The organism is Marinobacter sp. KM021 (genome assembly GCF_050707965.1).
Classification (GTDB): domain Bacteria; phylum Pseudomonadota; class Gammaproteobacteria; order Pseudomonadales; family Oleiphilaceae; genus Marinobacter; species Marinobacter shengliensis.
Map to the genome: position 1 here is coordinate 490,302 of NZ_CP136129.1, position 26,653 is coordinate 516,954.

A 26,653-nucleotide genomic window follows, 5' to 3' on the forward strand; every position below is an offset into this window, starting at 1 on the left:
TGGCATGTCATTTTGGGTATCGCGTCACATGTTCCGTTAAAACCAGCGAACGGGTGATTGATTCTGATCACTTTCAATAACCGGAATCAGACAGTAAGCTGATAGCCAACCTGTTGAACCAGAATGCATAAATGGATCTGATTGAACCCGCTGTCCGAACGTTTCTCGGCATCTTTTTTCTGATGATTGGCCTGCAGTTCTCCGCCAGAACACTGGGCTTATACGCCCGTATGGGGTTCAGTCACATTCATTACGGTGCCCGGGGTAAAGCGACCTGGTGGCATCGCCACATCTTCAATGTCTTTCGGGCGGCGATTCTTCTGGTGTGTCTGGCGCGGATTTTTGTCGACCTGGATGGCTGGCTCGGGGTATTTGCCTGGCTGTATCACGGGCCGGTTCTGTTGGCCGGTGCGGTGTTACTGCTGGCATCGTTCACGGCGGTGAATTACCTGCAGGCGTATATGCACGAAGACTGGCGCTCCGGTATCGCACCCACTGAAGATAAGGCCAGGCTACTGACTCAAGGCCCCTACAGCCGTTCCCGAAATCCGTTGTTTCTGGCGGTTATGACCGGGCAGCTGGGCTTTTTTCTGGTTCATCGCGCTTTACCGGGAAATGCTGCTTTTATCTTCAGAAAGAAGTAGTCGTTATCCCGGTAGCCGTAGGCCACCCGCTTGATCACCTTGATCTTGTTGTTCATTCCCTCCAACACACTGGTGTTCAACCGGTAGACCGCGCTGGCGATAATGCCGTCGACGTAGCCCTTGAGGCGCCTGGCAAACTGCTGCACGGGGGCCAGCCCACTACTCATAGCCAGATTTAGCCAGTCTTGCCAGCGTTGTCTGGCATCGGCCTCTGAGGGAGCGTACCAGAGCTCTTTGAGCTGGTCTTTCAGGACGTAGACAGTCATCAGGGGCTGGTTGGCTTGCAGCAGTTCTTCGAGCTTCAGAGCCTGCTCGTCCTTGAGGTTGCCTCGGTTTCTGAGCAACAGCCAGCGACTTCGTTTCACTACTTTGCGAGCCGGCTTGTCGTGTCGAAGCTGATTGGCCTGATCGACCCGGACACGGTCAATCACTTCCCGTCCGAACTTTGCTACAACGTGGAACAGGTCATAGACCACCCGTGCTTGTGGGCAGTGGTGCTGAACTTCCAGGTCCATGGCGGTATTCATATCCATCGCCACGGCTTCGATCTGGCCACAGGTTTCCGGCCCCAGCCATTCAAAGAAGGGGCGTACCGCTGCTCGACTGCGGCCTTCTCCAACCCAGAGGACTTGTTGAGTATCCGCATCAATCGCCACGGTGGCGTAGCGGTGTCCCTTGAACAAGGCGAACTCATCCATGATCAGTCGACGAATCCGGCGTTTATCTGGCTCAGTCACTTCTCGTTTGAGGCGCCGATGGTCGATGGCCTTGACCGTATGCCAATGCAACCCTAGCAGCGTTGCCACATGTTGGATCGGCATCAGTCGTACCAGGGATTCAATCCAACTGACCATGCCTGCCGTCAGACGCTGTCGCCCTGGTAACCAGCGAATCTGTTCAAGCTTGGGGCCACAGGTCGTACAACGAACTCGGCGAACTGGCACGTCCAGCCAGACGCGGTATTGGAACAGGTCGCGTTCTCGGACTCGTCGGGTGCTGATGTCATGGATGGCAAGCGTGTGCTGATTACAACCACTGCAGCATGGCAAGTAATCGTCGGCAGGTTGCAGTCGGATGAGCAGAGATTGAGCGTCAATCTGGGCATACGATTCTATCGTGAATCCTTCCCAGAACAGGGCAAGAGGATTAGCATTCATAGGGACGGCGGTGAGTCGGTCAGGTTTGTTGTTTTGGCGAACTCAAAACTAACCGGTTTGACCGCCGTCTCCTACTTTTTCACGCTAACCCGCGATGAACCTTTTTTCTGGCATTGCCCAGTGCGTTTTCGCTGGTTTGCCTGGTGGCGGGTGTGCTGGTGATTACCCGCCAGGCAAAAGAGGAAGAAAAAGCCCTGGCTCAGCGCTTTGGCCAGGACTATGAGGTTTACCGGGCAAGGGTGCCCCGCTGGTTCTGACGTCTGTCGTCAGGATGCCTGTTTTCGGGCGTCTTTGATCACATCGTAGGCGTGGCTGATTTCACGAGTGCGCTCTTCCGCCATCTCCCGCATGCTCTCGGGCATGCCGCGCCCGGCCAGTTTATCCGGGTGGTTCTCACTCATCAGCTTGCGGTAAGCGCGTTTGATCTCTGCATCGGAGGCAGAGGCGGATACCCCCAGTACCTTGTAGGCGTCCTCAATCTGCTGCCCCGAGGAGTAGTTCGGGCTGCCGCCGGCATGCCCGGCATGGGCGCCGCGCAGCATGGCTTCCAGTTGGTCTACCTGGCTTTCTGGCAGGCCAAGGCCCCGGGCAATACGCACCAGCATCTCGTGCTCGGCCGGGTGCACCTGGCCATCCGCGGCCACCGCCGACACCTGAACCTGCAGGAACATCTGCAGAAATGCGGGCTGGCGGCCGGAGTTCTGCAAAAAGCGGTTGAGCTCCGCGTCCAGGTCGAAATCCGGTTGCTTGCCACGGTTGAAGGCGTCCCGGGCGATGGCTTTTTGCTCTTCGTTCAAACGAAACCGTTCAAACATCGCCTCCGCCAGTTGAATCTCGTCCCGGGTCACCACGCCGTCGGCCTTGCACAGGGCGCCCATGACGGCAAACACAGATTCAACGAAGTTGTTTTGCAGGCTCTGAATCTTGCCTATCAGCCGGCTCTTCATCCGCTGGAACAGGAATGCACCAATGGCAGCCCCCACCAGGAATCCCGGAAACCGGCCAAAGGCATAACCGATCAGGCCACCGAAAATCATTGCGAACAGCATTCAGATATCCTTAGCAAGTAAATCAGTCCGTAGAATATACGTGTTTTTGGTCAGCGCTTCATGAACAGGCTTTCATCCACCGGATCAATCTGTTCCGGCCGTAGGTGCTGTTGTGCGTAGGTCAGCCAGATACGGGACTGCAAAAACAGGTTAAAGGTGTCCTTGTCCAGGTGCCCCTTGTCCACCATAACCGCCATCAGCCCCAGGGATTCGGAGAGGGTTTTACCGCGTTTGTAGGGGCGGTCTACCGCAGTGAGGGCTTCGAATACATCGGCGATGGCCATGATTTTTTCCGGAATGCTCATGTTTTCACCTGTCAGCCTGCAAGGGTAGCCATTACCATCCATTCGCTCGTGGTGGGTGCCGGCGAGCCTCGGCACATTGGCCAGTCGATCTGGCAGCGGCAGGGCATCCAGCATGCAAATGGTCTGCACGATATGCTCGTTGATTTTGAATCGCTCTTCGTCGGTGAGGGTGCCATAACGCACCGTAAGGTTGTGCAGTTCACCCCGATTGTAGGCGTGCTCGGGCAAGGTCATATCGAACCCCCAGCGGTTACGGGGATCGTCTTTGCGCACCGGGGGAATATTGTCGCCCCAGCTGCGCAAGTGGCCGGGTTTGTCAGCCAGCAAGGTTTCCATAACGGGTAGCTCGGGTGTTGGCTGGTGTTCCAGAGCTTGCTGTTCGTCGCCGGACAAGCCCAGGCGGTCGTTAAAGTTCCGTAGCCAGGTGCGGCTGCCAATCTGGTGAATGCGCGCGACATCGTCATCCGACATGGATTCGCTGCCTTGATTGACCCGCGCAAGAAACGCGAATTCCTCCCGCAGGGTTTCTTGCAACTGATCCCGTTGTTGCCGCGCCTCGTCAGAATCTTTCCCTTCCAGGCACGCCTTCAGGTACTGGATGTCGGCATCCCGGTGTAACACCTCAAAACGGGTTCGGATTTCATGTATCCGGTTGTGAATGGTCTCAAGCTTGACCGCCTTATCAACCACATATTCCGGGCTGGTTATCTTTCCGCAGTCGTGGAGCCAGGCGGCCAGGCGGAATTCGTAACGTTCGTCTTCGGACATCCTGAAGCGGGCAAACGGGCCGTCACTGGCGCTCTCAGCCTGTTCAGCCAGCATCTGTGCCAATTTGGGCACCCGCTCGCAGTGGCCCCCGGTGTAGGGTGATTTGGCGTCGATGGCGTTGGCCACCAGTTGAATGATGCCGTCCAGCAGGGCCTGCTGGCTTTCGATCAGCTCACGGGTTTCGATGGCAACGGCGGCAGAACCGGCAATCTCGTCAACAAACAGGATCAGGTCATCGCTCAGTTCTGTTTTGTCTCCGTGCTCGATCTCGATAATCAACACGCCAATCAGTTTGCGGCGGCGGTTGCGGAGAATGGCAAACACCGAGTGGCCGGGAATGTGGCTGCGCAGAATACGGATCAGTTCGTTGTCATCGGCGGCAGGGGGAATAGACCTGAGTGCCTTGGGTATTTCAAGGCCGCCATTCACGGTCAGTTCGAGTTTGTGATCGTGAATGTTGAACAGGTAGATCGCACCGCGTTTCTGGCCCACGATACTAACGATCTGCTCGAGAATATCCTGCAGCAGCTGGTTCAGGTCCTGGCCGCGGTTCAGTACGGTGGAAATGTTCTGGAAGCTGCGGATGGTATGGGCCATGTCGTCCAGCGCAATGCTCAACTGCGACGCCTCGCGGATGTGAGACTCGGAACGAACCTTGGTATCGAATCGGAAGCGTGACAGCTGGCTGACTCTGTCTGTCAGCTGCTCCAGCGGCTTGCCCACCTGGCGCCCCATAAACCAGCCGATGACCAGCAACAGCAGGGCGATGGCGCCAGCAATGAGGGTTTGCCTGGCCAATGCGGCCCAGACTTCTGCAAGCAGTTCATCAGAGGGAATGGCAATCACAATCGACAGTGACTCATCCGGCAGGGCATCCAGTGCCACGGCAACGCCATACCAATCACGCCCCTCTGCGGAAAAACCGCCGACGCCCCGTTCCGTTTGCTGCAGCCGGGCCGTTTGGATAACGGCACCGGCCTCTTGCTCAAACTCTGAACTGGCCAGTAACTGCCCTTGATCATTGATGATGGCGAGCTGGCTGCCGGGCGTCTGGCGCAGTTGGGCGAGCTGGGCGCCAAGATCATTCACCGTAACGTCAATGCCAAGGACCGTGGAAGGCTGTGCACTGGCCCGCTGAGACAGCGTCAGCCCGGTTTCCTGAGTGGTAAAGAAGACGTATGGCGCGGATAGCTGCAGTTCGCTGACGCTCTGGGCTGCCTGATACCATGGCCGTTGGCGGGGATCGTAGTCATAACTTTCCAGCACCCGATGCTCAATCAGGTTTAGCCTCTGATCGTAGAAACGCCATACCCCAACCCGTTGCTCCCCTTCCCGTTCGAGGCTTTGCAACAGGAAGTGGCTGCCAGTGGGGGCGTCCGGAAACTGCACGGACCCTGAACTGCTCAAGGTGCGGAAGAGAAAGAAATCGCCGTCGCCAAAGCCGGCGTAAATAGCACTGACGATGGCGCTGCTGGACAGGATGTCGGCCAGTACCGGCAGCCGCTCAAGGCGCTGATCCAGTGTGGTTGCCGCCGTTAACGGGTCATGTCGGAGCACCGCCAGCGCGGTGGAGGGCGGTTGGGTAATGGCGTTGATGCGGTCATCCACGCTGGTGGCCAGTTGCCGTGCCGTGGCCTCTGCCGCTGTTAGTTTGGCCTGCTCCATGCCGCGAAAGCTCTGGCCCACCAGCACAAGGGTGAGAATGAGCATGCCCAGGGTGATGGCGGACGCGATCAGAAAAGCGAGCGACACCTGTGCGGTCTGGCGGTTCGGCAGCATGGGCGAGCCTTAAATGGAAAACAGGTATCCTGAGTGTAGACCCTGACCGCCGAGGTGTTTTGAATGTTGATGAAAATGATCAGGTTATGACAACAGATCTGTTTGATTTCAGTGATGCTGAACCCTGGCAGGAACTGGTGGGTGAGGGCGTTGTGGTATTGCGCCGGTTTGCCCGGAACACGGCCCCGGATCTGATACAAGCCATTGGTGAGGTGGCCAGCAAAGCGCCGTTTCGGCATATGGTAACGCCCGGCGGCCACAGCATGTCGGCCGCCATGACCTGTGCCGGCGAACTGGGCTGGGTGACAGACCGGTCGGGTTACCGGTACCAGTCCACCGATCCGGAATCCGGTCTGCCCTGGCCTGAGATCCCCGAGTCCTTTATAACGCTGGCGCGGAACTCTGCCGAGGCGGCGGGGTATCGGGGATTTGTGCCGGATGCCTGCCTGATCAACCGTTATCAGCGCGGCGCCCGCATGGGGTTGCACCAGGACAAAGACGAGCAGGATTTCTCCTGGCCCATTGTCTCCGTTTCCCTCGGTTTGCCGATAACCTTCCAGTTTGGCGGGCCGAGGCGATCAGACAAACCCCTGAAAATCCCGTTGGAGCACGGCGATGTGGTGGTTTGGGGAGGGCCGGCCCGGCTGTTCTATCACGGCGTACTGACACTCAAAGCGGGCCACCACCCTTTAACGGGCTCTTGCCGTTACAACCTGACTTTTCGCAAAGCCGGTTGAGGTGTGCGGCAGCGAGGCGGTTGGCACCCTTGCCTTACTTTCCTGACCCGCTTCTGGTAAGCTTCGCCGCCCCGATTCGACAGTAATCTGACTTTCATCCAAGCGAAGCATTCCATAACCGTGACGATCCTTCCGCCATAGCGTTCATGCTCCCTTAACTGGCCTCGCCCAGACTTCTTTTTCAGGTTTCCTGACCCCCGCCCGTGCCCGTGTGCATGGCAGCCGTTTATTTTCATTGTTCAGTTGGATATCCCCAATCATGGTGCAATCACTCAAGCAAAACTGGTTTTCCAATATTCGAGGCGACCTGCTCGCCGGTATCGTTGTTGCCCTGGCGCTGATTCCGGAAGCGATTGCTTTCTCCATCATCGCGGGCGTGGACCCGAAAGTGGGTTTGTATGCCTCTTTCTGTATCGCCGTGATTATCGCCTTCGTGGGCGGCCGGCCAGGCATGATCTCGGCAGCAACCGGCGCCATGGCCTTGCTGATGGTGACCCTGGTCAAGGAGCATGGCCTTGAGTACCTGCTGGCGGCAACCCTGTTGACCGGTGTCATACAGATTGCCGCAGGCTACCTGAGACTGGGTGGATTGATGCGCTTTGTGTCCCGGTCTGTGGTCACGGGGTTTGTGAACGCACTGGCTATCCTGATCTTTATGGCCCAGTTGCCGGAACTGACCAATGTGACCTGGCATGTGTATGCCATGACCGCCGCTGGCCTTGGCATTATCTACCTGTTCCCGCTGATTCCCACCGTGGGCAAGCTGATTCCATCGCCTCTGGTGTGTATTGTTGGCCTGACCCTTGTGGCCATGGTGATGGGCCTGGATATCCGCACGGTTGGGGATATGGGCGAACTGCCGGATACCCTGCCCATCTTCCTGTGGCCGGACGTGCCGCTGACCCTTGAAACCCTGATGATCATCCTGCCGTATTCGGTTGCTCTGGCCGTCGTCGGCCTGCTCGAATCGCTGATGACAGCCACCATCGTGGATGACCTGACCGACACCACCAGTGACCGTGACCGTGAGTGCAAGGGCCAGGGCATTGCCAACATCGGCTCTGGTTTGTTGGGTGGCATGGCCGGTTGCGCCATGATTGGCCAGTCCATCATCAACGTGAAATCCGGTGGTCGCACTCGATTGTCGACCCTCACCGCCGGTGTCTTCCTGCTGATTCTGGTGCTGGTTCTGGACAAGTGGCTGGTGCAGATTCCCATGGCCGCGCTGGTGGCGGTGATGATCATGGTCTCTATTGGTACCTTTAGCTGGGACTCCATTCGCAATCTCAGGGAGCACCCGTTGTCTACCAACATCGTGATGCTGGTAACGGTGATTGTGGTGGTGGCCACCCACAACCTGGCCTTTGGCGTTCTGGCGGGCGTGCTGCTGGCGGCACTGTTTTTTGCCAACAAGATTGGCCACTACATGTTGGTGACTTCTGAGCTGGATGAAAACACCGAGACCCGTCGCTACACCGTGGTAGGTCAGGTGTTCTTCAGCTCGTCAGAGAAGTTCCTGGAATCCTTTGACTTCAAGGAAGCAGTCGATAATGTAGTAATAGATCTCAGCCGGGCCCACTTCTGGGACATCACCGCCGTAGCTGCGCTGGATAAGGCGGTGATCAAGTTCCGCCGTGAAGGCTCTGATGTTGAGGTAATTGGCCTGAACCAGGCCAGCGCCACCATCGTTGACCGCTTCGGTGTTCATGATAAGCCGGATGCCGTCGACCGCCTGATGGGTCACTGACAATGATCGACAGCAATGAAAAGAACGACATTCGCAGCCACAATAACGAGCAGACGGACAACCAAGGCGAGGCAAGTATGTTACGAGTAGTGGCCTGTATCGATGGCTCCCGGGCAGCACCTGCAGTATGCGATTACGCAGCCTGGGCCAGCCGGCACATGGAAACGCCCCTGATGCTTTTGCATGTTCTGGACGAAGAACGCTACCCGGCGGAGCCGGATCTGGCGGGCAACATCGGCCTTGGCAGCCGTGAGCAGTTGCTGGACGAACTGGCGCAACTGGACCGAAAGCGGGCCAAACTGGCGCTGGAGCACGGCCATCACATGCTGGATGAAGCCGAAACCAGGGTGACGTCCGCCGGTGCGGAGGAGGCCGTCAAGCGCCAGCGCCACGGTAATCTGACTGAGTCGTTGGTGGCTCTTGAGAAAGAGACCCGCCTGTTTGTCATGGGGCTGCACGGTGAAAGCAGTTCTGACCGTGATATCCACATCGGCAGCCAGCTGGAGACCGTCATCCGAAGTGTGCATCGCTCCATCCTGCTGGTGCCGGATGACTATAGTGAGCCGAAAAGTGCCATGCTGGCGTTCGACGGCAGCCCCACCGCTTTCCGGGGTGTGGAACTGATTGCCCAGAGCCCGGTACTCAAAGGCATGCCCCTGCACCTGGTGATGGTTGGCCCGGATACCGCCGACCGCTGGGAGCAGCTCAAGAAGGCAGAGCAGATGTTGTCCGGGTTGGGCGTTGATATCACCCTGGCCATTCGCGCCGGGGATGTAGAACCTGCATTGCACGCGTACCAGGAGGAGCATGACATCGACATTCTGGTGATGGGCGCTTACGGCCATTCCAGAATTCGCCAGTTCCTGGTGGGCAGTACCACCACAACCATGCTGAAAACCGCTAAAAAACCATTGGTTATCATTCGCTGACAAGGAATCCCCCGGCCATGCTGACCCGGCAAGTAGTCCCGTTGATCGCCAGGCTGAGCCTGTTATTGTTTGCGGGGCTGCTTGCCGGCTGCGCAAGGGGATTGCCGCCGGTCGACCATGGCCCGGTTTTGGCGGTATCCTCGGTGGCAGACTCCTTCACAACGGATCAGCGCCGGATGCACCTTGATCCCGAATCCCGACTCTCTGCGTTTGGGCTGCTCGACACGGGCCGCGATGCCTTTGTGGTTCGCAGCGCCCTGATTGAAACCGCCAGTCAGCGCATTGATGCCCAATATTACATCTGGAACGACGATGCCAGCGGCCGGTACCTGGCTGGCCGCCTGGTAGCCGCTGCAGACCGGGGCGTGCAGGTTCGCCTGTTGCTGGATGACATCAATGTGGCCGGCAAGGAATCCCTGTTTGCCATGATGGAGGCCCACCCGGCCATCAGCATCCGGATTTTCAATCCGTCTCCTTCCCGCAAGGGCGTTGGCCGTTGGCTGTCGTTCATCACCGACTTCGACCGCATCAACCGGCGCATGCACAACAAGACCTTTGTGGTGGATGGCAATGTCGGTATTACCGGCGGCCGCAACATTGGCGACGAGTACTTTGACGAGCACCAGGAACTGAATTTCCGGGATCGCGACGTCATGGTGCTCGGGCCGCTGGCTGGCGCCATGACCGATAACTTTGAGGCCTACTGGCAAAGCCCCTGGTCCTACCCGCTGGGGCAATTGTATGAGCTGCCGGAATCGGAGCGTGCAGGTGACCGCTTATCCGGACTCAGCCGTGCCACCACTGAGCCGCTGCCTTTTACTGCGTCAGTACCCCAGGGCAGGAACCAGGCGGAATCCCTGCTGGCAGGGTGGTTCGCTGACATGGTGAAGGCGGAGGCCGAGCTGGTGTTCGATCCGCCACCGGAAGACCTGGAAGCGCCGGCAGACAAACCGCGAAACACCGCAAAGGCCCTGTTTGATCTGATCGAATCGGCCCGGAAGGAAATCCTGATTGAGTCCGCCTATCTGATTCTGGCAGACGAGCAGCTGAACGGGCTGGACAATCTGGGCAACCACGGGCTGAAGGTGGCGGCGATCACCAATTCGCTGGCCACCAACGATCTGGTCACCAATCATTCCGGCTACGCCCGTTGGCGGCGTGAGATGCTGGAGCAGGGCTTTGACCTGTACGAGTTACGCCCTGATGCGCCAGCCTGTAAACGTTGGGTGGCCAATGAACAAGCCTGCGATAAAGGTGTGATCAGCCTGCATTCCAAAGCCGTGGTGTTTGACCGGGAAACATTGTTTATTGGCTCGTTCAACGTGAACCTGCGTTCTATCTACCTCAACGGCGAGACGGTGCTGGTGATTCGCAGTCCGCAACTGGCGCGCGCGGTAGCCGAAGATATTGAGCGCGCCATGGCGCCGGAGAACAGCTGGCGGGTGAGCCTGAACGAGCAGGGTAGTCTGGTGTGGCAATCCCGGGATGGTGAGGTTTATCAGGAACCTGAGAGCGGATTCTGGCGCCGGGCGGCGTCCCGGATGTTGTCCTGGCTGTCGATCGAGAAGTATCTCTGAGGCCTGTCAGGCCACGTTACCCGCCGCCACACCGGAGGCCCACGCCCACTGGAAATTATGCCCGCCCAGGTGGCCGGTAACGTCCACCACTTCCCCGATAAAGTACAGCTTGGGGTGCTCCAGGGCCGCCATGGTTTTGGAGGATAGCTGGCGAGTATCCACACCGCCCAGGGTCACTTCGGCCGTTCTGTAACCTTCCGTTCCAGCCGGCTTGATGGTCCAGTCGCCAAGCGTGCCGGCAACCTGTTCCAGTTCCTGGTTGCGATACCCCTGCAGTGGGCCGTTCCAGCCGTGCAGGTCGTTAAACGCCTGGGCGAATCGTTTCGGCAGGTGTTGGTTCAGATAGTGCGCGATGGTGGATTGCGGCTTGCTGTTGCGCAGGGCCAGCAGGTCTTCGTGAATGTTCTCAGTCGGCAGCAGGTTGATGTGTACCGCATCGCCTGGCTGCCAGTAACTGGACACTTGCAGCATCGCCGGGCCACTGAGGCCGCGATGGGTGACCAGCATGGGTTCCCGGAAGTGTTGTTGGTGGCAGTGGGCGTCCACCGGGCAGCTAACGCCAGACAACGGCGCCAGTTGTTGCTTCAGTTCCGGGTGCAGGGTGAAGGGCACCAGCCCCGCGCGGGTGGGCAGCACGCTCAGGCCAAACTGCCTGGCAATCTCATAACCAAAGCCGGTGGCACCCATGGTGGGAATCGACAGCCCACCGCAGGCTACGATCAGGGATTCGCAACCGAGTGTGCCGCCACGGGTCTTCAGGGAGAAGCCCGAGCCTGCTTGCCGAATGCCGGACACCGACGTGTTCATGCGAATCTCGGCGCCGGCCCATTCGCACTCGGTCAGCAGCACGTTGAGAATGTCCTTCGCGCTGTCTTTGCAGAACAGTTGGCCCGGCGCTTTCTCTTCATACTCCACACCGTGGCGGTCCACCAGTTCCACAAAATCCTGCGGGGTATAGCGCTTTAGCGCGGAGATGCAGTAGTGCGGGTTGTCGGAGATAAAGTTCGCAGGCGTGCTGTTCAGATTGGTGAAATTGCACCGGCCACCGCCAGACATCAGGATCTTTTTGCCCGGTTTGTTGGCGTGGTCCAGCACCAGTACTTTGCGGCCGCGATAACCGGCGGTGGCCGCGCACATCAGCCCGGCAGCGCCTGCGCCGATGATGATGACATCGTACCGGGATGTTGAACCTGCCATAGAACTGCCCACCACTCGTTGAAAATGGCGGGCAGTATATCAGCCTCAGGGCAGGTAAACGGACCCTTCCATGTAAAACGCCGCCTGGCCGGCGATGGCTACCCGGTCAACTCTGAGCTCGCATCGCAGAACGCCACCGCGTGCAGAGAGTTGGCGGGCTTCCAGTGTTTGTTTGCCGAGCTGTTCAGCCCAGTAAGGTACCAGCACGCTGTGGATGGAGCCGGTTACCGGATCCTCATCGATACCCGCTCCGGGGGCGAAGTAACGGCTGACGAAATCGCACTGAGTTCCTGGCGCGGTAACGATCAGCCCCTGATTGCCCAGTTCTGCCAGCAACGCCAGGTTCGGGGCAGCTTTGGTTACCGCAGCTTCCGAGTCCAGAACCAGCATGTAGTTGGTGTCATTTGGCACGTAGAACGCCTGCTCCGGGGCGTTTGGCAGCGCTTTCCGGATTAACTCCGGGGTTGGTCGGGGTTCAAACGGCAGGTTGGGGAAGTCCAGTTCCAGCCAGTCATCGGAACGGCGGGTAACCGCCAGGGGGCCGCTTTTCGACTGGAAACGAACCCTGTCGTGCTGCCAGCCAAGACGGTTGAACACCACCCAGGCCGACGCCAGGGTGGCGTGTCCGCACAGTGGCACCTCTACTGTCGGGGTGAACCAGCGGATATGAAAATCCGCATCATCCTGCTCCGGGAGTGGCACCAGGAAAGCGGTCTCGGACAAATTGTTCTCCAGGGCAATGGCCTGCATCTGTTGCTCCGGAAGCCAGCTGTTCAGGGGCATCACCGCCGCAGGGTTTCCCCGGAACAGTTCATTGGTAAAAGCATCCACCTGGTAGATTTCTGTCTTCATGGGTTGTCCTTGTGGGTTGTTAGTAGAACGCGTCTGGCTGGTGAGACTGAGATTCCATGTAGCTCCTGCTCACTGTAACAGTGAATCTCGGGCAGCGGCGCGGCGCCCCGAAGTACCCAGTGACGGTTGCCAACGGGTATCACACGGATGCCCTCACGGGCCAGGGCCTGCATGGCTGTCATCAGCGTGCCGGCGGCCGGCGTGCCCCCTGTGGCATAGAGGCCCAGCACATCGTTCCGGGTGGCGCGGTGAACGGGGCGCGGTGAACGCGAGTCGGGTTTTGGGATGGTTGCCGTTGCCATGATGAAACTCCTTTTCTGATTCAGGAACCATTATTATTTTCATCGGATTTCCATAACAGATTCAGCTACAGTGTTATTGAATCGGTACAGATGCAGAAAAATGGAAACTGTACTGCCGAAAAAGCCGGGAAACTGTACTGCTCATAGTGGCGTCGGTTCTGGTGGAATAGAGCTTATAAAGCACGGCACGGCGGAGAACACGATGGGCATGCTCTACAACCAGGTGGCGGACCAGCTCCAGGCGCTGATCCTTGACGGTGTATACCGGGAAGGGGAGCGTGTGCCCGGTGTGCGGGTACTGAGCCGGCAGTTCGGTGTCAGTATTTCAACCGTGCTGCAGGCCCATCAGACTCTGGAGGCCCGAGGTTACCTGCAGGCCCGGGAACGCAGCGGGTATTTCGTGCGCCGGCCAGCCCGGGATTTGCCGGAACCAAGAATGACGGAACAGCGCAGTCGTCCGGTACCGGTGTCTGCCCGGGAAATGACCCTGGACCTGTGTGCCGATGAACAAAAGCGTATGGTGCCCCTGGCCACGGCCATTCCGCACCCGGACTACCTGCCGGTCAGGCAGATTCAGCAGAGCACGTTATGGGCGGCGAGGCGAGGCCTGGAAACCCTCGACTATGCGTTTCCGGGCAAGGAATCGTTCCGGCGCCAGATTGCGCAGCGAATGGCCACCATCGGAGTGCCCATTGCGCCAGATGATGTGCTGGCCACCAACGGAGCCCAGGAGGCTATCATTCTGGCCCTGCGGGCAGTGACCCAACCCGGGGATATCGTCGCCGTGGAGTCACCTTCGTTTCCCGGCATCCTGCAGGCGCTGGAAGTGGTGGGCCTGCGGGTGATTGAAATCCCCACCCACCCGTCAGACGGCATCAGTCTTGAAGGCCTGCAGCTTGCCCTGGAGCAGTGGCCCTTGAAAGCCTGCGTGGTGGTGCCAAACCACAGTAATCCCATGGGTGCCCGGATGAGCGACGAGCGCAAACAACAGCTGGTTTCCATGCTGGCGGCTGCTGGGGTGCCATTGATTGAAGACGATATCTACGGAGACCTTTTCCATACCGGCGAGCGCCCGCGCCCGGCCAAGGCCTTTGACCTGGCGGATAACGTGATTTACTGCAGCTCATTCTCCAAGACCATCTCTCCGGGGCTGCGGCTTGGGTGGATGATCCCCGGTCGGCATATGGCCGCCGCCCGGCAACACAAATATTTTGTGAATCTGGCAACTTCCACCATCCCGCAGCTGGCAGTCGCCCATTTTCTGGAACAGGGTGGTTATGACCGTTACCTTCGTTCGGCCCGGCAGCACTACAAGGAGTCCACAGACCGGCTTCGTTCGGCTATTGCCAGAACCTTTCCGGAGGGCACCGCGGTAAGCCGGCCCCAGGGCGGGTTTGTGCTCTGGGTTCAGCTGCCGGAGGGGGTGTCGGGCACCGAGGTGTATCACCGGGCGCGGGGAGAGAATATAAACGTCGCCCCGGGGCGGATGTTCTCCACCGCCAACAAGTTCGACAACTGCCTGCGGCTGAACGGCGGCAATCCCTGGACCGGCCGGATTGAAGCCGCGGTCGACCGCTTGGGCGCCATCGCCCGGGAGGTGCAGTCCGGGGTCAGCCCGGACCGGTTCTGAGATTTGCCGGGTCGAGCAGTCCAGCGGCAATGGCAATGCCGGTGACATCCGGCAGCCGTTCTGCGCCCAGGCGCTTCATTACCCGAGCCCGATACAGGTCGATGGTTTTAACGCTGACATCCAGCTGTTCGGCGATTTCCTTACTGGTGTAGCCCTGGGCCAGGGGCAGAAAGACATCCCGTTCCCGGCGGGTGAGGGTGCTGATCAGCGCTTCGGTATCCGCATCGGAGCGAACGGGTGGCTCGGGTTCGGCGGGTGCCTGTAGTGCCTGCTGCACGCTGTCCAGTAACAACTGCTCATTGAAGGGCTTCTCGATAAAATCAAAGGCGCCGGATTTGAAGGCGCGCACCACGATGGGCACATCGGCATGGCCAGAGACAAAAATAATCGGTATCTCCAAACCCCGTTTTTGCAGTTCTTCCTGAACATTCAGCCCGCCAAGGCCGGGCATCCGGATATCCAGAATCACGCAACCCGGGCGTTGGTCTTCCACGGCATCCAGAAACTGCCGGCCATCACTGTAGGCTCTGACTTCAAGCCCGACCGATTCCAACAGCCATTGGGTGGACTCCAGCATACCGGCATCGTCATCAACAACGTAAACGGTGTTGGCATTTGACTGGGTGGTACCAGACATCGGGGGCTTACTCCTGGGTTGGTTTGTGGGTGCATCGGGTGTTGCCGGGAGGGAAACGGCAGATCAGCGAAAGGCCGCCGGTGTCTGTGCGGGTGGCATCCAGAAAGCCGCCAAATCCCTCAATGATGGAACGGCTCATGGACAGCCCAAGTCCCAGCCCCTTGGCCTTGCTGGTGTAGAACGGCTGGAACATCTGGCGTATGCCTTCGTCGTCCAGCCCCGGGCCTTCATCGATGACCTGAATCAGGGTTTCCTGTTGGTCGTTGACGCAGGTGCTGACCACAATCCGGGAAGGGCCTGCACTGTCTTTGTCTGCCCCGGCTTCCACATTGGCCTCGATGCCGTTACGGATCAGGTTGATCAACACCTGTTCAAGCAACACCGGGTCTGCGGTGATGGTGGGAGAGTCTGCGGCCAGGTTCTCATAGATACGGACGCCGTTCTTTTCTGCCTCCCACTGGCACAGGCGTGCAACCTCGGTAATCACCGAATTCAGGGATACCGGGCCCATGCGCTTCTGGCCTTTACGCAGGAACGCCCGAAGACGTTTGATCACCTCGGAAGCGCGGTTGGCGTGGTGCACGATCTTTTGCAGGCCGTCGTCTACCTTCAGCAGCTTCTCGGGATGTTGGTCTGCTTCCTTTAGAAAGCGCTGGCTGGCGGACGCGAAATTCACGATCGATGCCAGTGGCTGATTCATCTCATGGGCAATGCTGGAAGCCAGTTCACCCAGCGTGGCCAGGCGGGCCGTGTGGGCCAGTTCATCTGCCAGCAGCCGGTTCTGCTCCTCGGATTCCACCCGGGCGGTGATGTCACGGGATACGCTGATCACCTCCACCACGGCGCCGGTATAGGTCTCCCGGATGGCGCGGCTGGCAATCTCGAACCAGCGGCGGCTGCCGTTGCGGTGAATAATCTCCAGCGTCATGGTGGCGTAGCCGTCTTCCCGCAGCCGGTGGCGGGTCAGGGCCAGTTGCTCGGCCACGTTTTCCCCCTGGAACACCTCTTCCAGGGCCTTGCCCCGGAGCTCTTCCGGCCAGTAGCCCAACAGGCGCCAGGACGCAGGCGTGGCATCAATGAATCGTCCGTCCGGGGCATGCCGCGAGATCAGGTCTGTGGTGTTCTCGGTGATCAGCCGGTAAAGGCGGTTGGAGCGAACGGCTTCTTCCAGGGTGAGGATATCGTTGGTGGCATCACGGCCCCGAACCAATACTTCCCCGCTGTCTGGATCGGGAATGAAGCTCCACAGAAAAATATGGTCGGCAAACCGGGATTCCACGTTTTCAATGGCTCGCCCCTGTTCCAGGGCTGATTTAACAAGCGCTGCCGCGTTCACCGGTAAAAGGTGCTCCGGATAGTCCAGTTCTGCGCGTTGGACGAGGGAATCGGCCGCATGATTACTGGCCAGGACCTCTAATGTGCGACCGACCACGAGAGTGGGTTGTGGGTCATTAGGGACCAGTTGGCTGAAAACGCGGGCTTTTTTAGGGTTGCTCATAAAGTTATAGTAATAATCCTATAATACCATAGTAGAGTTTCTAGTATTTGTTCTATCTTCTACCATTTCGGGCAATCTGGAGTATAGCTGCTTTGGCTATTCTTCTGAATATGCCATAAGAACAACATCTGAGTTAGAGGACCACGCCAATGACTTCGATCTTCGACCAGGGCCTTGCGCCCCGGGATGCCAACTACGCAGTTCAGTCCCCCATTGATTTTATCGAGCGCACCGCCAGTGTGTACCCGGATTATCCGGCCATCATCCACGGTGCCATCCGTCGTAACTGGGCAGAAACCTATGACCGTTGCCTGCGTCTGGCCTCTGCCCTGAAAGGCCGGGGTATCGGCCGGGGCGATACCGTGGCGGTGATGCTGCCTAACATTCCTGCCATGGTGGAATGCCACTTTGGCGTGCCCATGATCGGCGCAGTACTGAACACCCTGAACGTGCGCCTGGATGCCGAGGCCATTGCCTTCATGCTGGAGCATGGTGAAGCGAAAGTCGTGATTGCCGACCGCGAATTCGGCCAGGTCGTTAAAGATGCGATTCGTCACCTTGAGCACAAGCCCCTGGTGATTGATGTGGACGACCCTGAGTACGGTGAGGGCGTTCAGGTCAGTGACCTCGACTACGAAGCCTTCCTGCAGGAGGGTGACCCGGAGTTTCAGTGGAGCTTCCCGGCCGATGAGTGGGATGCCATTTCCCTGAACTACACCTCTGGCACCACCGGTAACCCCAAAGGCGTGGTTTATCACCACCGCGGCGCCTATATCAACGCTCTGGGTAACCAGGCCGTTTGGTCCATGGACATGCACCCGGTGTACCTGTGGACCCTGCCGATGTTCCACTGCAATGGCTGGTGTTTCCCCTGGACCATCACCGCCATGGCTGGCACCCACGTATGCCTGCGCCGGGTAGACCCTGAGAAGATCCTGCAGCTGATCCGTGACCACCAGGTTACCCACATGTGTGGCGCCCCGATTGTTCTGAACGCGCTGCTGAATGCCTCGCCAGAAGCCAAGGCTGGTATTGATCACGAAGTGAAGTCCATGACCGCCGGCGCAGCGCCCCCTGCCCAGGTGATTGGCTCCATCGAAGAAATGGGCATCAAGGTGACTCACGTTTACGGTCTGACTGAAGTGTATGGTCCGGTCACCGTGTGTGCCTGGAAGTCGGAATGGGATGAACTGCCGTTGCGGGAGCGTGCCCAGATCAAGGCGCGCCAGGGCGTTCGTTATCACACCCTGGGCGGTACCATGGTGGCTGACCCCAACACCATGCAGCCGGTCCCGAAAGATGGCAAAACCATTGGCGAGATCTTCCTGCGCGGTAATACCGTGATGAAAGGTTACCTGAAGAACCCCAGTGCCACGGAAGAAGCCTTCCGGGGTGGTTGGTTCCACACCGGTGACCTGGCCGTGTGGCACGAAGACGGCTACATGGAAATCAAGGACCGCCTGAAAGACATCATCATCTCCGGCGGTGAGAATATCTCCACCATCGAGGTGGAAGACACCCTTTACCGCCACCCGGCGGTGATGGAAGCGGCGGTGGTTGCCCGCCCGGATGAGAAATGGGGCGAAACGCCCTGTGCTTTCATCACCCTCAAGCCAGAGGCAGGGGATGTGTCTGAAGAAGACATCATCAATTTCTGCCGCGAGCACCTGGCCCGGTTCAAGGTGCCCAAAACCGTGGTCTTCTCGGAGCTGCCGAAAACATCCACCGGCAAGATCCAGAAGTTCGTGCTGCGGGACCAGGCCAAAGATCTGAACTAATCCCCCTGAACGGCGGCATCTTTCGGTGCCGCCACACCTCGTCACAAAAACAACATTGACTGGCACCCTTTACCGGCGTGCCCGGAGGTAATGCAATGCAAATGTTCCACAGAAAAAACGGTGAAGAACAGCCGTTCTGGCCCGCGGGCCCTTTCAAAATCCGTCTGCCGTTCGTCCACTATCGTTGGGAGTTCGCAGAGATGGTCCAGGCCCTGATCATGTTCGTGGTCAGTTTGGCGATGATTCCCCTGCTTGAAACCTATCTCGGCGTACCCTACGAGGTGGCCCTGGCTTATGTCGTTATCTGCGGTATCGGTTTTATGCTGCCGGCGCTGCTGGGCGTGCCACTGGTTCCCGGCTGGATAACCCCGGGTATTCCTGTGGTGCTGCTGTTCCTCTCGGACTACGAGCCTGGCCCGGAGGCCATTCAGGCGCTGTTCGCCCTGCAGTTCCTGGTGTTCCTGATCTTCCTGATTCTGGGGGTTACCCGCCTGGGCAGTAAACTGGTTGAGTGGATTCCGCGCTCCATGAAGGGCGGTATCATTATCGGTGCGGGTATTGCAGCACTGATGGGCGAAATTGAGGCTGGTGGCCGTCTGGCCAACACGCCCATTTCCCTGATTGTCGGTGGCCTGGTGTGTCTTTACCTGATGTTCTCGGTGTCCTTCAAGGGCTTCGTCGACAAGAGCAACATAGCCCGCAAGATTGCCAATTACGGTATGGTGCCAGGCATGGTTGTGGCGATCCTGGTTGGATTTGCCACTGGTGAATACGCTGTACCGGATGTGCAGTGGGGCATCACCAAGCCGGCCTTTGACCAGCTGTGGAACTACCTGCCGTTTACCGTAGGTTTCCCGGATCTGAATATCTTCCTGTATGCGATCCCGACTGCGGTTATCGCTTACGTGATTGCCTTCGGCGATATCGTGGTGGGGCAGTCCCTGATGAACCGTGTCGACCACCTGCGTAAAGACGAAGACATCGACAACAGCATTGACCGTGTTCACCTGGTAACTGCTATCCGTAACGGTGGCCACGCGTTCTTTGCGCCATACCCTGGCCTTGCTGGTCCAATCTGGACAGCGGTCACCGCCACCATGGCCGAACGCTACAAGTATGGCCGTAACGCCATGGATTCCATCTACAGCGGCGGTGGTACTTTCTGGATTACCGGCTTTATTGCCCTGTTTGTCCTGCCGCTGGTGAGCTTCTTCCAGCCGGTGCTGCCGATTGCGCTGTCGCTGACCCTGCTGCTGACCGGTTACATTTGTTTGATGGTGGGCCTGGAGCAGCTGGAGAACAACACCGAGCGAGGCATTGCCGGCACCATGGGTGTGGTTCTGGCGGTGTATGGCGCAGGCTGGGGCCTGGCGACCGGTGCGGTTCTCTACTACCTGATCGAACGCACTCATTTACTGAAATTCACTTCCGACCCGGAGGCCCCGGGCGCCGAGAAGAGCGAGTAACACTGAACCCGGTGCCGTTAGTAACTTGGCGGCACCAACCCACTGTGTGTCCTTGGGAGGCTTGATGCCTCCCTTTTTTTGTTTGCATAAGCGTGCTGACAGTTTGTCATTTCATGACAAATTGTCGAAATTGTCAGCCTGGCCCCTTCCGGTTATCTGGAATACGGGGGTACACTGGCCGAACTGGTGAAAATTTATCCGATGTCGAGTGCTTTAATAACAACAAACCGACAACAGGGGGCCGAAATGACCATCAGTTCCACACCAGACGGCGTCGCCGTCAAACCCAGGCATCTGCGTTTTGATGTAAGGGATGAGTTGAAAACCCTTTGGCACGGCAACGATGCCTTCCGCACTGCATTCTTCAATGCCTTGTCGCTGCAGTTTCCCGACGGAGAGCAGCAATTCATTAACGCCGTTCGCCTGTACCGGGACCAGATTACCGACCCTAAGCTCAAGGAAGAGATCAAAGGCTTTATCGGCCAGGAAGCCCTGCACAGCCGAGAGCACAAAGATTACAACGAAGCCCTGAAAGCCCGTGGCTATGATATCGATGCCCTCGACGCGCGCTTCCGCAAGCACATGGACTGGGTAGGGCGGTTGCCGCCCAGCCGCCAACTGGCGGGCACCTGTGGTGCAGAGCACTACACCGCCGTGCTGGCCAACGCCATTCTCAGTCACCCCGAGTGGATGGAGGGCGCTACGCCGACAATGCAGAGGTTATGGCGCTGGCATGCCATTGAGGAAACCGAGCACAAGTCGGTGGCGTTCGACGTATACCGGGCCTGCGTTGGCAATGAGCGGTTGCGCCGGATTGTCTTTCTGTTTGTCACCTGGAATTTCTTCAAGTACACCTTCATCAACACCTGCAGCCTGCTGAAGACGGATGGCAAGCTCTGGAGTCTGAAAACCTGGTTAGGCGGGCTGAATTTTCTCTGGGGGAAGCCCGGCGTTCTGCGCAAGTGCCTGCCGGAATTCCTGGCCTACTTCCGGAAAGGTTTCCACCCATGGCAGCAAGACAACCGTCGGCTACTGGAACATAACCTGAAAGAACTGGAGGTTTGACAGCCTGAGGTGGGTGCTGAAATTTTCACCAATCTGTGCAAGACTGTAGCGCGACAAAAATAATGACAATAAAGGGCATGCCCATGTGAGGTGTTGCCCGCACCCGGAGACACACAGCATGCGAGTAGGCCTGATTGTAGATTCCGCCTGTGACCTGCCCTATGACTTTGCCCGCAAGCACGACCTGTTCGTTCTGCCGGTAACCGCTATTATCGACGGCCAGACCTACACCGATAAACATTGCCCGGTTCGTACCCAGGAGTTTTATCAAAGTGGCCTGCTGGGCAAAGGTCATGAAGCGGAAACCAAAGCCTACACTGCCGAACAGATCCATGACCTGTTCATGGAAAAGATCGTGACCGAGTTCGATGTGGCCATCTGCGAAACCGTCACCAAAAGCCGTAGCCAGATTTTCCAGAACGCCGCGGAAGCCATGAACTCGGTCATGGCTCATTACGAGGAGGCCCGTAAGGCCGCTGGCCGGGATGGCAAGTTCTCCATGCGGGTGATCGACAGTAAACAGATCTTTGCCGGGCAGGGTTTGCTGGCGGCTCATACTCTGAAACTGATTGAGCAAAAGCTTTCCAAGAATGCCCTTCGGCATGAGGTTGAGACGTTTACCGACAAGATCTATACCTGTGTGATTCCCCGAGATCTGCACTATATACGCGAGCGTGCCCGGCGCCGTGGTGACAAAAGCGTCTCGGCGTTTGCCGCGTTCCTGGGTAAGGCCCTGAACATTGTCCCGGTGATCTTTGGCCAGGGTGCCGAAGGCAAACCCGTGGTTAAAACCCGCAACTTTGATATGGCAGTCGAGAAAGTGATGAATTACGCGGTCGCCCGGGTGGAGGCTGGTTTATTGACGCCTTTCGTCAGCTTGTCCTGCGGCCTGACCTGGACGGAGATCGAAGATCTGCCAGGCCTGAATCGCTTGCGCGATGCCTGTGAAAGCAATGGGGTAGAGCTGTTGCTGTCACAAATGGGTATTACCAGTGCCATCTACGTGGGCCCGGGCAGTATCTGCCTGGCCCTGGCCGCCGAGCCCCATACCTTCAACGATTTCCAGTAGCCTCCAGGCCCGTCGGCCCAGACTGGCCCTGCATTGCCCCAGCCGGGGTAATTCCGGCGAACCCGCGACAGGCCAGTTCGTGTTAGCCTCGTTGGCAACGTTCAGGACCCTAGCCAAAAGGATGCCCGGTTTATGTCAAAGACAAGCCCAAGCCTTGCCGATACTTTGTTGGAAGCACACGTCAAACATGAGATGTCTGCTCTCAAAGGGGCGAAACTGAAAAAGTTCATCGATAACGAGGTGGACGAACTGCTCGATCACGCGGGCAGTGTCACCCTGAAACGACTGGTGAGCGCGGACCAGGTGATGGGCGTGATCCAGCGTATTGTGGTGGATATGGAGCTGGACGCCGGTATTCCGGAGCTGGCCGCGGAAATGGCGACCGAGGTCATGAATGCCTCGGTCCAGTCGGACACCACCCTGGGCGATATCCTGTCTCGTGAACAGGCCAGCGGGTTCATCGAAGAAGCCCTGGAGCTGCGTCACCAACGTGAGCGCATTATTGCCGAAATCATGGCGCACCCGGTCTACCAGGAGCTGGTGTCCAACGTGGTCTACCACGGTCTGGTCAATTACCTCTATGAAGACAACCTGATTACCCGGTCTGTGCCTGGTGTTGGCTCAATGATGAAGTTCGGCAAGAAAATGGCCAATAGGGCGGTGCCCGGGCTGGACGAAACGTTTGAGCGGCGCATCAAGGCCTGGTTGGCAGACAGTTTGCCGGGGCTGATTTCCCGCAGTGAGCAATTCCTGCACAAGGCGCTGTCTGATGATGAGCTGAGAGATACCGTGATGGCTGCCTGGGTATCCCTGGAAGGTCGCACCATTGCTGAGCTCAAAGAGGGGCTGGGCGATGTGGAGTTGCAGGAGTTCGTGGTGATGGGGTACGAGTTTTGGCTGAATTTCCGGAAAACCGGCTACTTTGAAGGCTGCGCCAGGGCGGTGGTGGAGCATCTTTTTGCCAAGTATGGCGATCGCCCGGTCATGGACCTGTTGCAGGATGTCGGGGTGACTCGAGAGGTTATCGTGACCGAAGTGGAATCCCTGGCGCTGCCCATCGTGGAGGTGTTGGCCGAGGAGGGCTACCTCGAAGCGCTGGTACGCCGGCGTTTGGGAGCATTCTATCGATCTGCAGCAGCCAAGAAATTGCTGGCTTAGTCTTTTTGGCGGCTTCCTTGCCCTGAGCCCGTCAAGACCCGGGCTCAAACAAAAAGGCCGGACGATGTTTGTCCGTCCGGCCTTTTTGTTGTTGAAGTAATGTTGGAGGTTCTTAGCGCTCCAGGTACTTCAGTTTGTCAGGCTTGCCGTCCCACTCTTCAGCGTCTGGCAGCGGGTCTTTCTTCTCGGTGATGTTCGGCCATTTGCCAGCCAGCTCGGCGTTGATCTCAACGAACGCTTCCTGGCCCGCCGGCAGTTCGTCTTCAGAGAAGATGGCCTCGGCCGGGCACTCTGGCTCGCACAGGGCGCAATCTATGCACTCGTCCGGGTCAATCACCAGAAAGTTGGGGCCTTCGTAGAAGCAGTCCACCGGGCAGACTTCCACGCAGTCGGTGTATTTGCACTTGATGCAGTTATCAGTAACGATAAACGCCATAGTCAGATCCCTGGTTCGTAAAGTAATCGGTCTCATCAGGAGCCCTGATGTTCCGGCCCCATCTATAATTTTGTGCGCGATATTGTAGGGAGCGCCCCCCGCAGCCGCAAGCGTTGGGCTGCTATAACCTTATTACACAGATCAAGTTTGGCCCAGTTTCCTGTTATTTTGCCAGCAAAGCTTTCAGCTCATAGAGCTGATTGAGGGCATCCCGTGGTGAAAGTCCATCAATGTCCAGTTTTTGCAAGGCGTTCTCTACAACGCTCGGCTCCGCGCTGGCAAACATATCGCCCTGAAACACCGATTCCACGGCAGCCGGTTGTTTAGCCGTTTTAGGGGCTGGTGATGGCGCTGCAGCGGTACCGCCTGTAGCTCCCTTGGACGGGCCGGCGCTGCCTTCCAGATGCGCGAGCTGCGCCTTGGCATTGCGAATCACATCCTGGGGCACGCCCGCCAATTTGGCCACTTGAAGGCCATAACTCTGGCTGGCCGGGCCGTCGTGTACATTGTGCAGGAAAACGATGGAGTCGTCGTGCTCGGTGGCCGTCAGATGCACATTCACCGCATGTTCCAGGTCATCCGCCAGTTGGGTCAGTTCGAAGTAGTGGGTGGCGAACAGGGTGTAGCAACGAATGTCCTTGGCCAGGTGCTCAGCCGTGGCCCAGGCCAGCGACAGGCCGTCAAAAGTACTGGTGCCGCGGCCCACCTCATCCATCAGTACCAGGCTGTGATCGGTGGCGTTGTGCAGGATGTTGGCGGTTTCGGTCATTTCCACCATAAACGTGGAGCGGCCGCCGGCAATGTCATCGGAAGAGCCCATGCGGGTGAAAATCCGGTCTACCGGCCCCAGCACCGCCCGGTTGGCGGGCACAAAGCTGCCGGTGTAGGCCAGCAGGGCAATTAACGCAGCCTGGCGCATGTAGGTGGACTTACCGCCCATGTTCGGGCCGGTGATCACCAGCATTCGCCGCTTCGCATCCATCAGCAGGTTGTTCGGCACGAAGGGCTCGTCGAGCAGTTGTTCCACCACCGGATGGCGGCCTTCCTCCACATCAAAGCCCGGCTCTTCGGTGAATTCCGGAGCAGTGAAACGCAGGCTGGTGGCCCGCTCGGCAAAGTTGCTGAGCACATCCAGTTCCGCCAGGGCCTGGGCGGCGTCCTGCAGCGGTGCCAACTGCTCGGCGACGGTTTCCAATACGTCGTCGTACAGGCCTTTTTCCCGGGCCAGGGCCCGGCTCTTGGCGCTCAGGGCCTTGTCTTCAAATTCTTTCAGTTCCGGCGTGATGAACCGCTCGGCGTTTTTCAGGGTCTGGCGGCGGATGTAATCCACCGGCGCCTGGTCAGATTGGCCCCGGCTAATCTCGATGTAGTAACCGTGCACCCGGTTGTAGCCCACTTTCAGCGTGGAAATGCCGGTGCGTTCGCGCTCGCGGGTTTCCACATCCAACAGGTACTGGCCAGCGTTCTCGCTGATGTTGCGCAGTTCGTCCAGTTCTTCGTCGAAGCCTTGGGCAATCACGCCGCCGTCCCGGATCACCACGGGCGGGTTCTCGATAATGGCCCGCTCGAGCAGATCAGCCAGCTCCGGGTATTCGCCAATAACCGTGGCCAGCTTCACCAGGTGATGTGAGTTAACGGGCTTTAGAGCCTCCTGCAGCCCCGGTAAGGTCTGGAACGCATCCCGCAGGCGTGCGAGGTCCCGGGGGCGGGCTGAGCGCAGCGCGACTCGGGCCAGAATCCGCTCGATATCACCCACTTGCTTGAGCAGATCGTGGATTGGCTCGTAATGGAAGCCGTCCAGCAAAGCTGACACCGCCTGCTGGCGCTGGCGGACGACCTCCACATTCCTGAGCGGCCGGTTCAGCCAGCGGCGCAACTCCCGGGCGCCCATGGCCGTGGCCGTGCGGTCCATTACCCAGGCGAGGGTGTACTGCTGGCCGCCCATCAGGTTGGTGTCTATCTCCAGGTTGCGGCGGCTGGCGGCATCCAGGATCACCGCATCTTCCCGACGTTCACGGGTCAGTTTGCGGATGTGGGGCAGGGCGGTACGCTGGGTTTCCCGGGCGTACTGCAACAGGCAGCCGGCGGCACAGATTGCCAGGTGCAGGTCTTCGCAGCCGAAGCCGGTCAGGTCCTTAACCTGCAGCTGTTGGGTAATCACCCGCCGGGCGGAATCCATCTCAAACAACCAGGGGCCCTGGCGACGAACCCCGGTGAAGCCCTCCAGCACATCGCTGTAAGGGAAGTCCTCGCTGATCAGAATCTCCGCCGGCCGCAGGCGCTGCAGCTCCCCTTGCAGAGCTTCCAGGCTTTCCAGCTCTGCGACCGCAAACCGGCCACTGGAGATGTCCAGCGACGCGAAGCCGAACTGCTCCTTATGACTGAAAATCGACACCAACAGGTTGTCCCGCCGGTCTTCCAGAAACGCCTCGTCGCTCAGGGTGCCCGGTGTCACCACGCGCACCACCTGACGATCAACCGGCCCCTTACTGGTGGCCGGGTCGCCAATCTGCTCAGCAATGGCGATGGATTGACCTGCGCGCACCATGCGGGCAATGTAACCTTCAGCCGCATGGAAAGGCACGCCCGCCATCGGGATGGGGTTGCCCCCGGACTGGCCGCGGGCAGTCAGGGTAATGTCCAGAAGTTCCGCTGCTTTCTTGGCGTCGTCGTAAAACAGCTCATAGAAATCACCCATGCGATAAAACACCAGCTCGTTCGGGTGTTCCCGCTTGATCTTCAGGTACTGCTGCATCATCGGGGTGTGCTTGGAAAGATCGGTCTGGGCTACTGACATGGGTTTGTCCGGTTGATCGTACTTTTGGGTGAAAGCGGGGATTGTAAGAAAATAATGCCCGTGATGAAACGAAGGG

At 58.4% G+C, this 26,653-nt stretch carries 22 protein-coding genes; 12 read left to right on the forward strand and 10 right to left on the reverse strand.

Annotation, left to right across the window (positions count from 1 at the left end):
* Window positions 1-131: 131 nt before the first annotated feature.
* Window positions 132-644, forward strand: a complete 513-nt coding sequence (locus RVM24_RS02395) for a methyltransferase family protein (RefSeq protein ID WP_431474900.1) — start codon at window positions 132-134, stop codon at window positions 642-644.
* On the opposite strand, the gene RVM24_RS02400 is transcribed toward RVM24_RS02395, so the two are convergent.
* Window positions 596-1,801 (reverse strand): ISL3 family transposase, encoded by a 1,206-nt coding sequence (locus RVM24_RS02400; protein WP_011785425.1) that lies wholly within the window; start codon window positions 1,799-1,801, stop codon window positions 596-598. The genes RVM24_RS02395 and RVM24_RS02400 overlap by 49 nt on opposite strands.
* Before the next feature lie 113 nt (window positions 1,802-1,914).
* Between RVM24_RS02400 and RVM24_RS02405 the strand changes: the two genes are divergently transcribed.
* Window positions 1,915-2,058, forward strand: coding sequence for a methyltransferase family protein (locus RVM24_RS02405; RefSeq protein WP_431474901.1), 144 nt, complete (start codon window positions 1,915-1,917; stop codon window positions 2,056-2,058).
* Window positions 2,059-2,067: 9 nt separating this feature from the next.
* Here RVM24_RS02405 and djlA read toward each other — a convergent pair whose 3' ends face one another.
* Window positions 2,068-2,850, reverse strand: a complete 783-nt coding sequence (gene djlA, locus RVM24_RS02410) for a co-chaperone DjlA (RefSeq protein WP_058093084.1) — start codon at window positions 2,848-2,850, stop codon at window positions 2,068-2,070.
* A 50-nt stretch (window positions 2,851-2,900) separates the two neighbouring features.
* Window positions 2,901-5,702, reverse strand: a complete 2,802-nt coding sequence (locus tag RVM24_RS02415; protein WP_431474902.1) for an HD domain-containing phosphohydrolase — start codon at window positions 5,700-5,702, stop codon at window positions 2,901-2,903.
* A gap of 86 nt (window positions 5,703-5,788) precedes the next feature.
* Between RVM24_RS02415 and alkB the strand changes: the two genes are divergently transcribed.
* The 4 genes from alkB to RVM24_RS02435 all read left to right on the forward strand — a co-directional run bounded on the left by alkB (window position 5,789) and on the right by RVM24_RS02435 (window position 10,692).
* Window positions 5,789-6,439, forward strand: coding sequence for a DNA oxidative demethylase AlkB (gene alkB / locus RVM24_RS02420; RefSeq protein WP_286920873.1), 651 nt, complete (start codon window positions 5,789-5,791; stop codon window positions 6,437-6,439).
* A gap of 259 nt (window positions 6,440-6,698) precedes the next feature.
* A complete protein-coding gene (locus tag RVM24_RS02425; protein WP_106695300.1) occupies window positions 6,699-8,186 on the forward strand; it encodes a SulP family inorganic anion transporter in 1,488 nt (495 codons plus the stop codon).
* Between the two features lie 77 nt (window positions 8,187-8,263).
* Window positions 8,264-9,115 (forward strand): universal stress protein, encoded by an 852-nt coding sequence (locus RVM24_RS02430; protein WP_431475390.1) that lies wholly within the window; start codon window positions 8,264-8,266, stop codon window positions 9,113-9,115.
* 17 nt (window positions 9,116-9,132) lie between these two features.
* Window positions 9,133-10,692 (forward strand): phospholipase D family protein, encoded by a 1,560-nt coding sequence (locus RVM24_RS02435; RefSeq protein WP_431474903.1) that lies wholly within the window; start codon window positions 9,133-9,135, stop codon window positions 10,690-10,692.
* A 6-nt stretch (window positions 10,693-10,698) separates the two neighbouring features.
* On the opposite strand, the gene RVM24_RS02440 is transcribed toward RVM24_RS02435, so the two are convergent.
* From RVM24_RS02440 to RVM24_RS02450, 3 genes are read right to left on the reverse strand one after another with little or no spacing between them, the layout of a single operon-like run.
* The gene (locus tag RVM24_RS02440; RefSeq protein ID WP_286920876.1) at window positions 10,699-11,889 is read right to left on the reverse strand and encodes an NAD(P)/FAD-dependent oxidoreductase; all 1,191 of its coding nucleotides are present in this window, start codon (window positions 11,887-11,889) and stop codon (window positions 10,699-10,701) included.
* 45 nt (window positions 11,890-11,934) lie between these two features.
* Window positions 11,935-12,741 carry a PhzF family phenazine biosynthesis protein gene (locus RVM24_RS02445; protein ID WP_431474904.1) on the reverse strand — a complete coding sequence of 269 codons (807 nt, stop codon included), beginning with the start codon at window positions 12,739-12,741 and terminating at the stop codon, window positions 11,935-11,937.
* Entirely contained in the window at window positions 12,738-13,043 is a 306-nt protein-coding gene (locus RVM24_RS02450; RefSeq protein ID WP_431474905.1) for a hypothetical protein, read from the reverse strand. The genes RVM24_RS02445 and RVM24_RS02450 overlap by 4 nt, the downstream gene beginning before the upstream one ends.
* Window positions 13,044-13,245: 202 nt before the next feature.
* Between RVM24_RS02450 and RVM24_RS02455 the strand changes: the two genes are divergently transcribed.
* Window positions 13,246-14,673: a PLP-dependent aminotransferase family protein gene (locus tag RVM24_RS02455; protein WP_061331675.1), complete on the forward strand. Its 1,428-nt coding sequence runs from the start codon at window positions 13,246-13,248 to the stop codon at window positions 14,671-14,673.
* Here the strand turns inward: RVM24_RS02455 and RVM24_RS02460 are convergent.
* Together RVM24_RS02460 and RVM24_RS02465 are read right to left on the reverse strand one after the other, a co-directional pair.
* Window positions 14,654-15,310 (reverse strand): response regulator transcription factor, encoded by a 657-nt coding sequence (locus tag RVM24_RS02460; protein ID WP_061331676.1) that lies wholly within the window; start codon window positions 15,308-15,310, stop codon window positions 14,654-14,656. The two genes, RVM24_RS02455 and RVM24_RS02460, sit on opposite strands and share 20 nt — an antisense overlap.
* A gap of 7 nt (window positions 15,311-15,317) precedes the next feature.
* Window positions 15,318-16,808: a sensor histidine kinase gene (locus tag RVM24_RS02465; protein ID WP_420195365.1), complete on the reverse strand. Its 1,491-nt coding sequence runs from the start codon at window positions 16,806-16,808 to the stop codon at window positions 15,318-15,320.
* Window positions 16,809-16,957: 149 nt separating this feature from the next.
* On the opposite strand from RVM24_RS02465, the gene RVM24_RS02470 reads away from it, so the two are divergent.
* The 5 genes from RVM24_RS02470 (at window position 16,958) to RVM24_RS02490 (ending at window position 23,344) form a co-directional block, all read left to right on the forward strand.
* On the forward strand, window positions 16,958-18,586 hold the full coding sequence (locus RVM24_RS02470; RefSeq protein ID WP_286254535.1) for an acyl-CoA synthetase: 1,629 nt from the start codon (window positions 16,958-16,960) through the stop codon (window positions 18,584-18,586).
* A 95-nt stretch (window positions 18,587-18,681) separates the two neighbouring features.
* Window positions 18,682-20,052 carry a solute carrier family 23 protein gene (locus RVM24_RS02475; protein ID WP_061331679.1) on the forward strand — a complete coding sequence of 457 codons (1,371 nt, stop codon included), beginning with the start codon at window positions 18,682-18,684 and terminating at the stop codon, window positions 20,050-20,052.
* Window positions 20,053-20,298: 246 nt separating this feature from the next.
* A complete protein-coding gene (locus tag RVM24_RS02480; RefSeq protein WP_138435602.1) occupies window positions 20,299-21,117 on the forward strand; it encodes a metal-dependent hydrolase in 819 nt (272 codons plus the stop codon).
* Window positions 21,118-21,235: 118 nt separating this feature from the next.
* Window positions 21,236-22,186 (forward strand): DegV family protein, encoded by a 951-nt coding sequence (locus RVM24_RS02485; protein WP_286920881.1) that lies wholly within the window; start codon window positions 21,236-21,238, stop codon window positions 22,184-22,186.
* Window positions 22,187-22,318: 132 nt separating this feature from the next.
* Window positions 22,319-23,344, forward strand: coding sequence for a hypothetical protein (locus tag RVM24_RS02490; RefSeq protein ID WP_286920882.1), 1,026 nt, complete (start codon window positions 22,319-22,321; stop codon window positions 23,342-23,344).
* Window positions 23,345-23,456: 112 nt separating this feature from the next.
* Here RVM24_RS02490 and fdxA read toward each other — a convergent pair whose 3' ends face one another.
* Window positions 23,457-23,780 (reverse strand): ferredoxin FdxA, encoded by a 324-nt coding sequence (gene fdxA / locus RVM24_RS02495; RefSeq protein ID WP_011785560.1) that lies wholly within the window; start codon window positions 23,778-23,780, stop codon window positions 23,457-23,459.
* A gap of 163 nt (window positions 23,781-23,943) precedes the next feature.
* Window positions 23,944-26,577: a DNA mismatch repair protein MutS gene (gene mutS, locus RVM24_RS02500; protein WP_286920883.1), complete on the reverse strand. Its 2,634-nt coding sequence runs from the start codon at window positions 26,575-26,577 to the stop codon at window positions 23,944-23,946.
* Window positions 26,578-26,653: the final 76 nt, after the last annotated feature.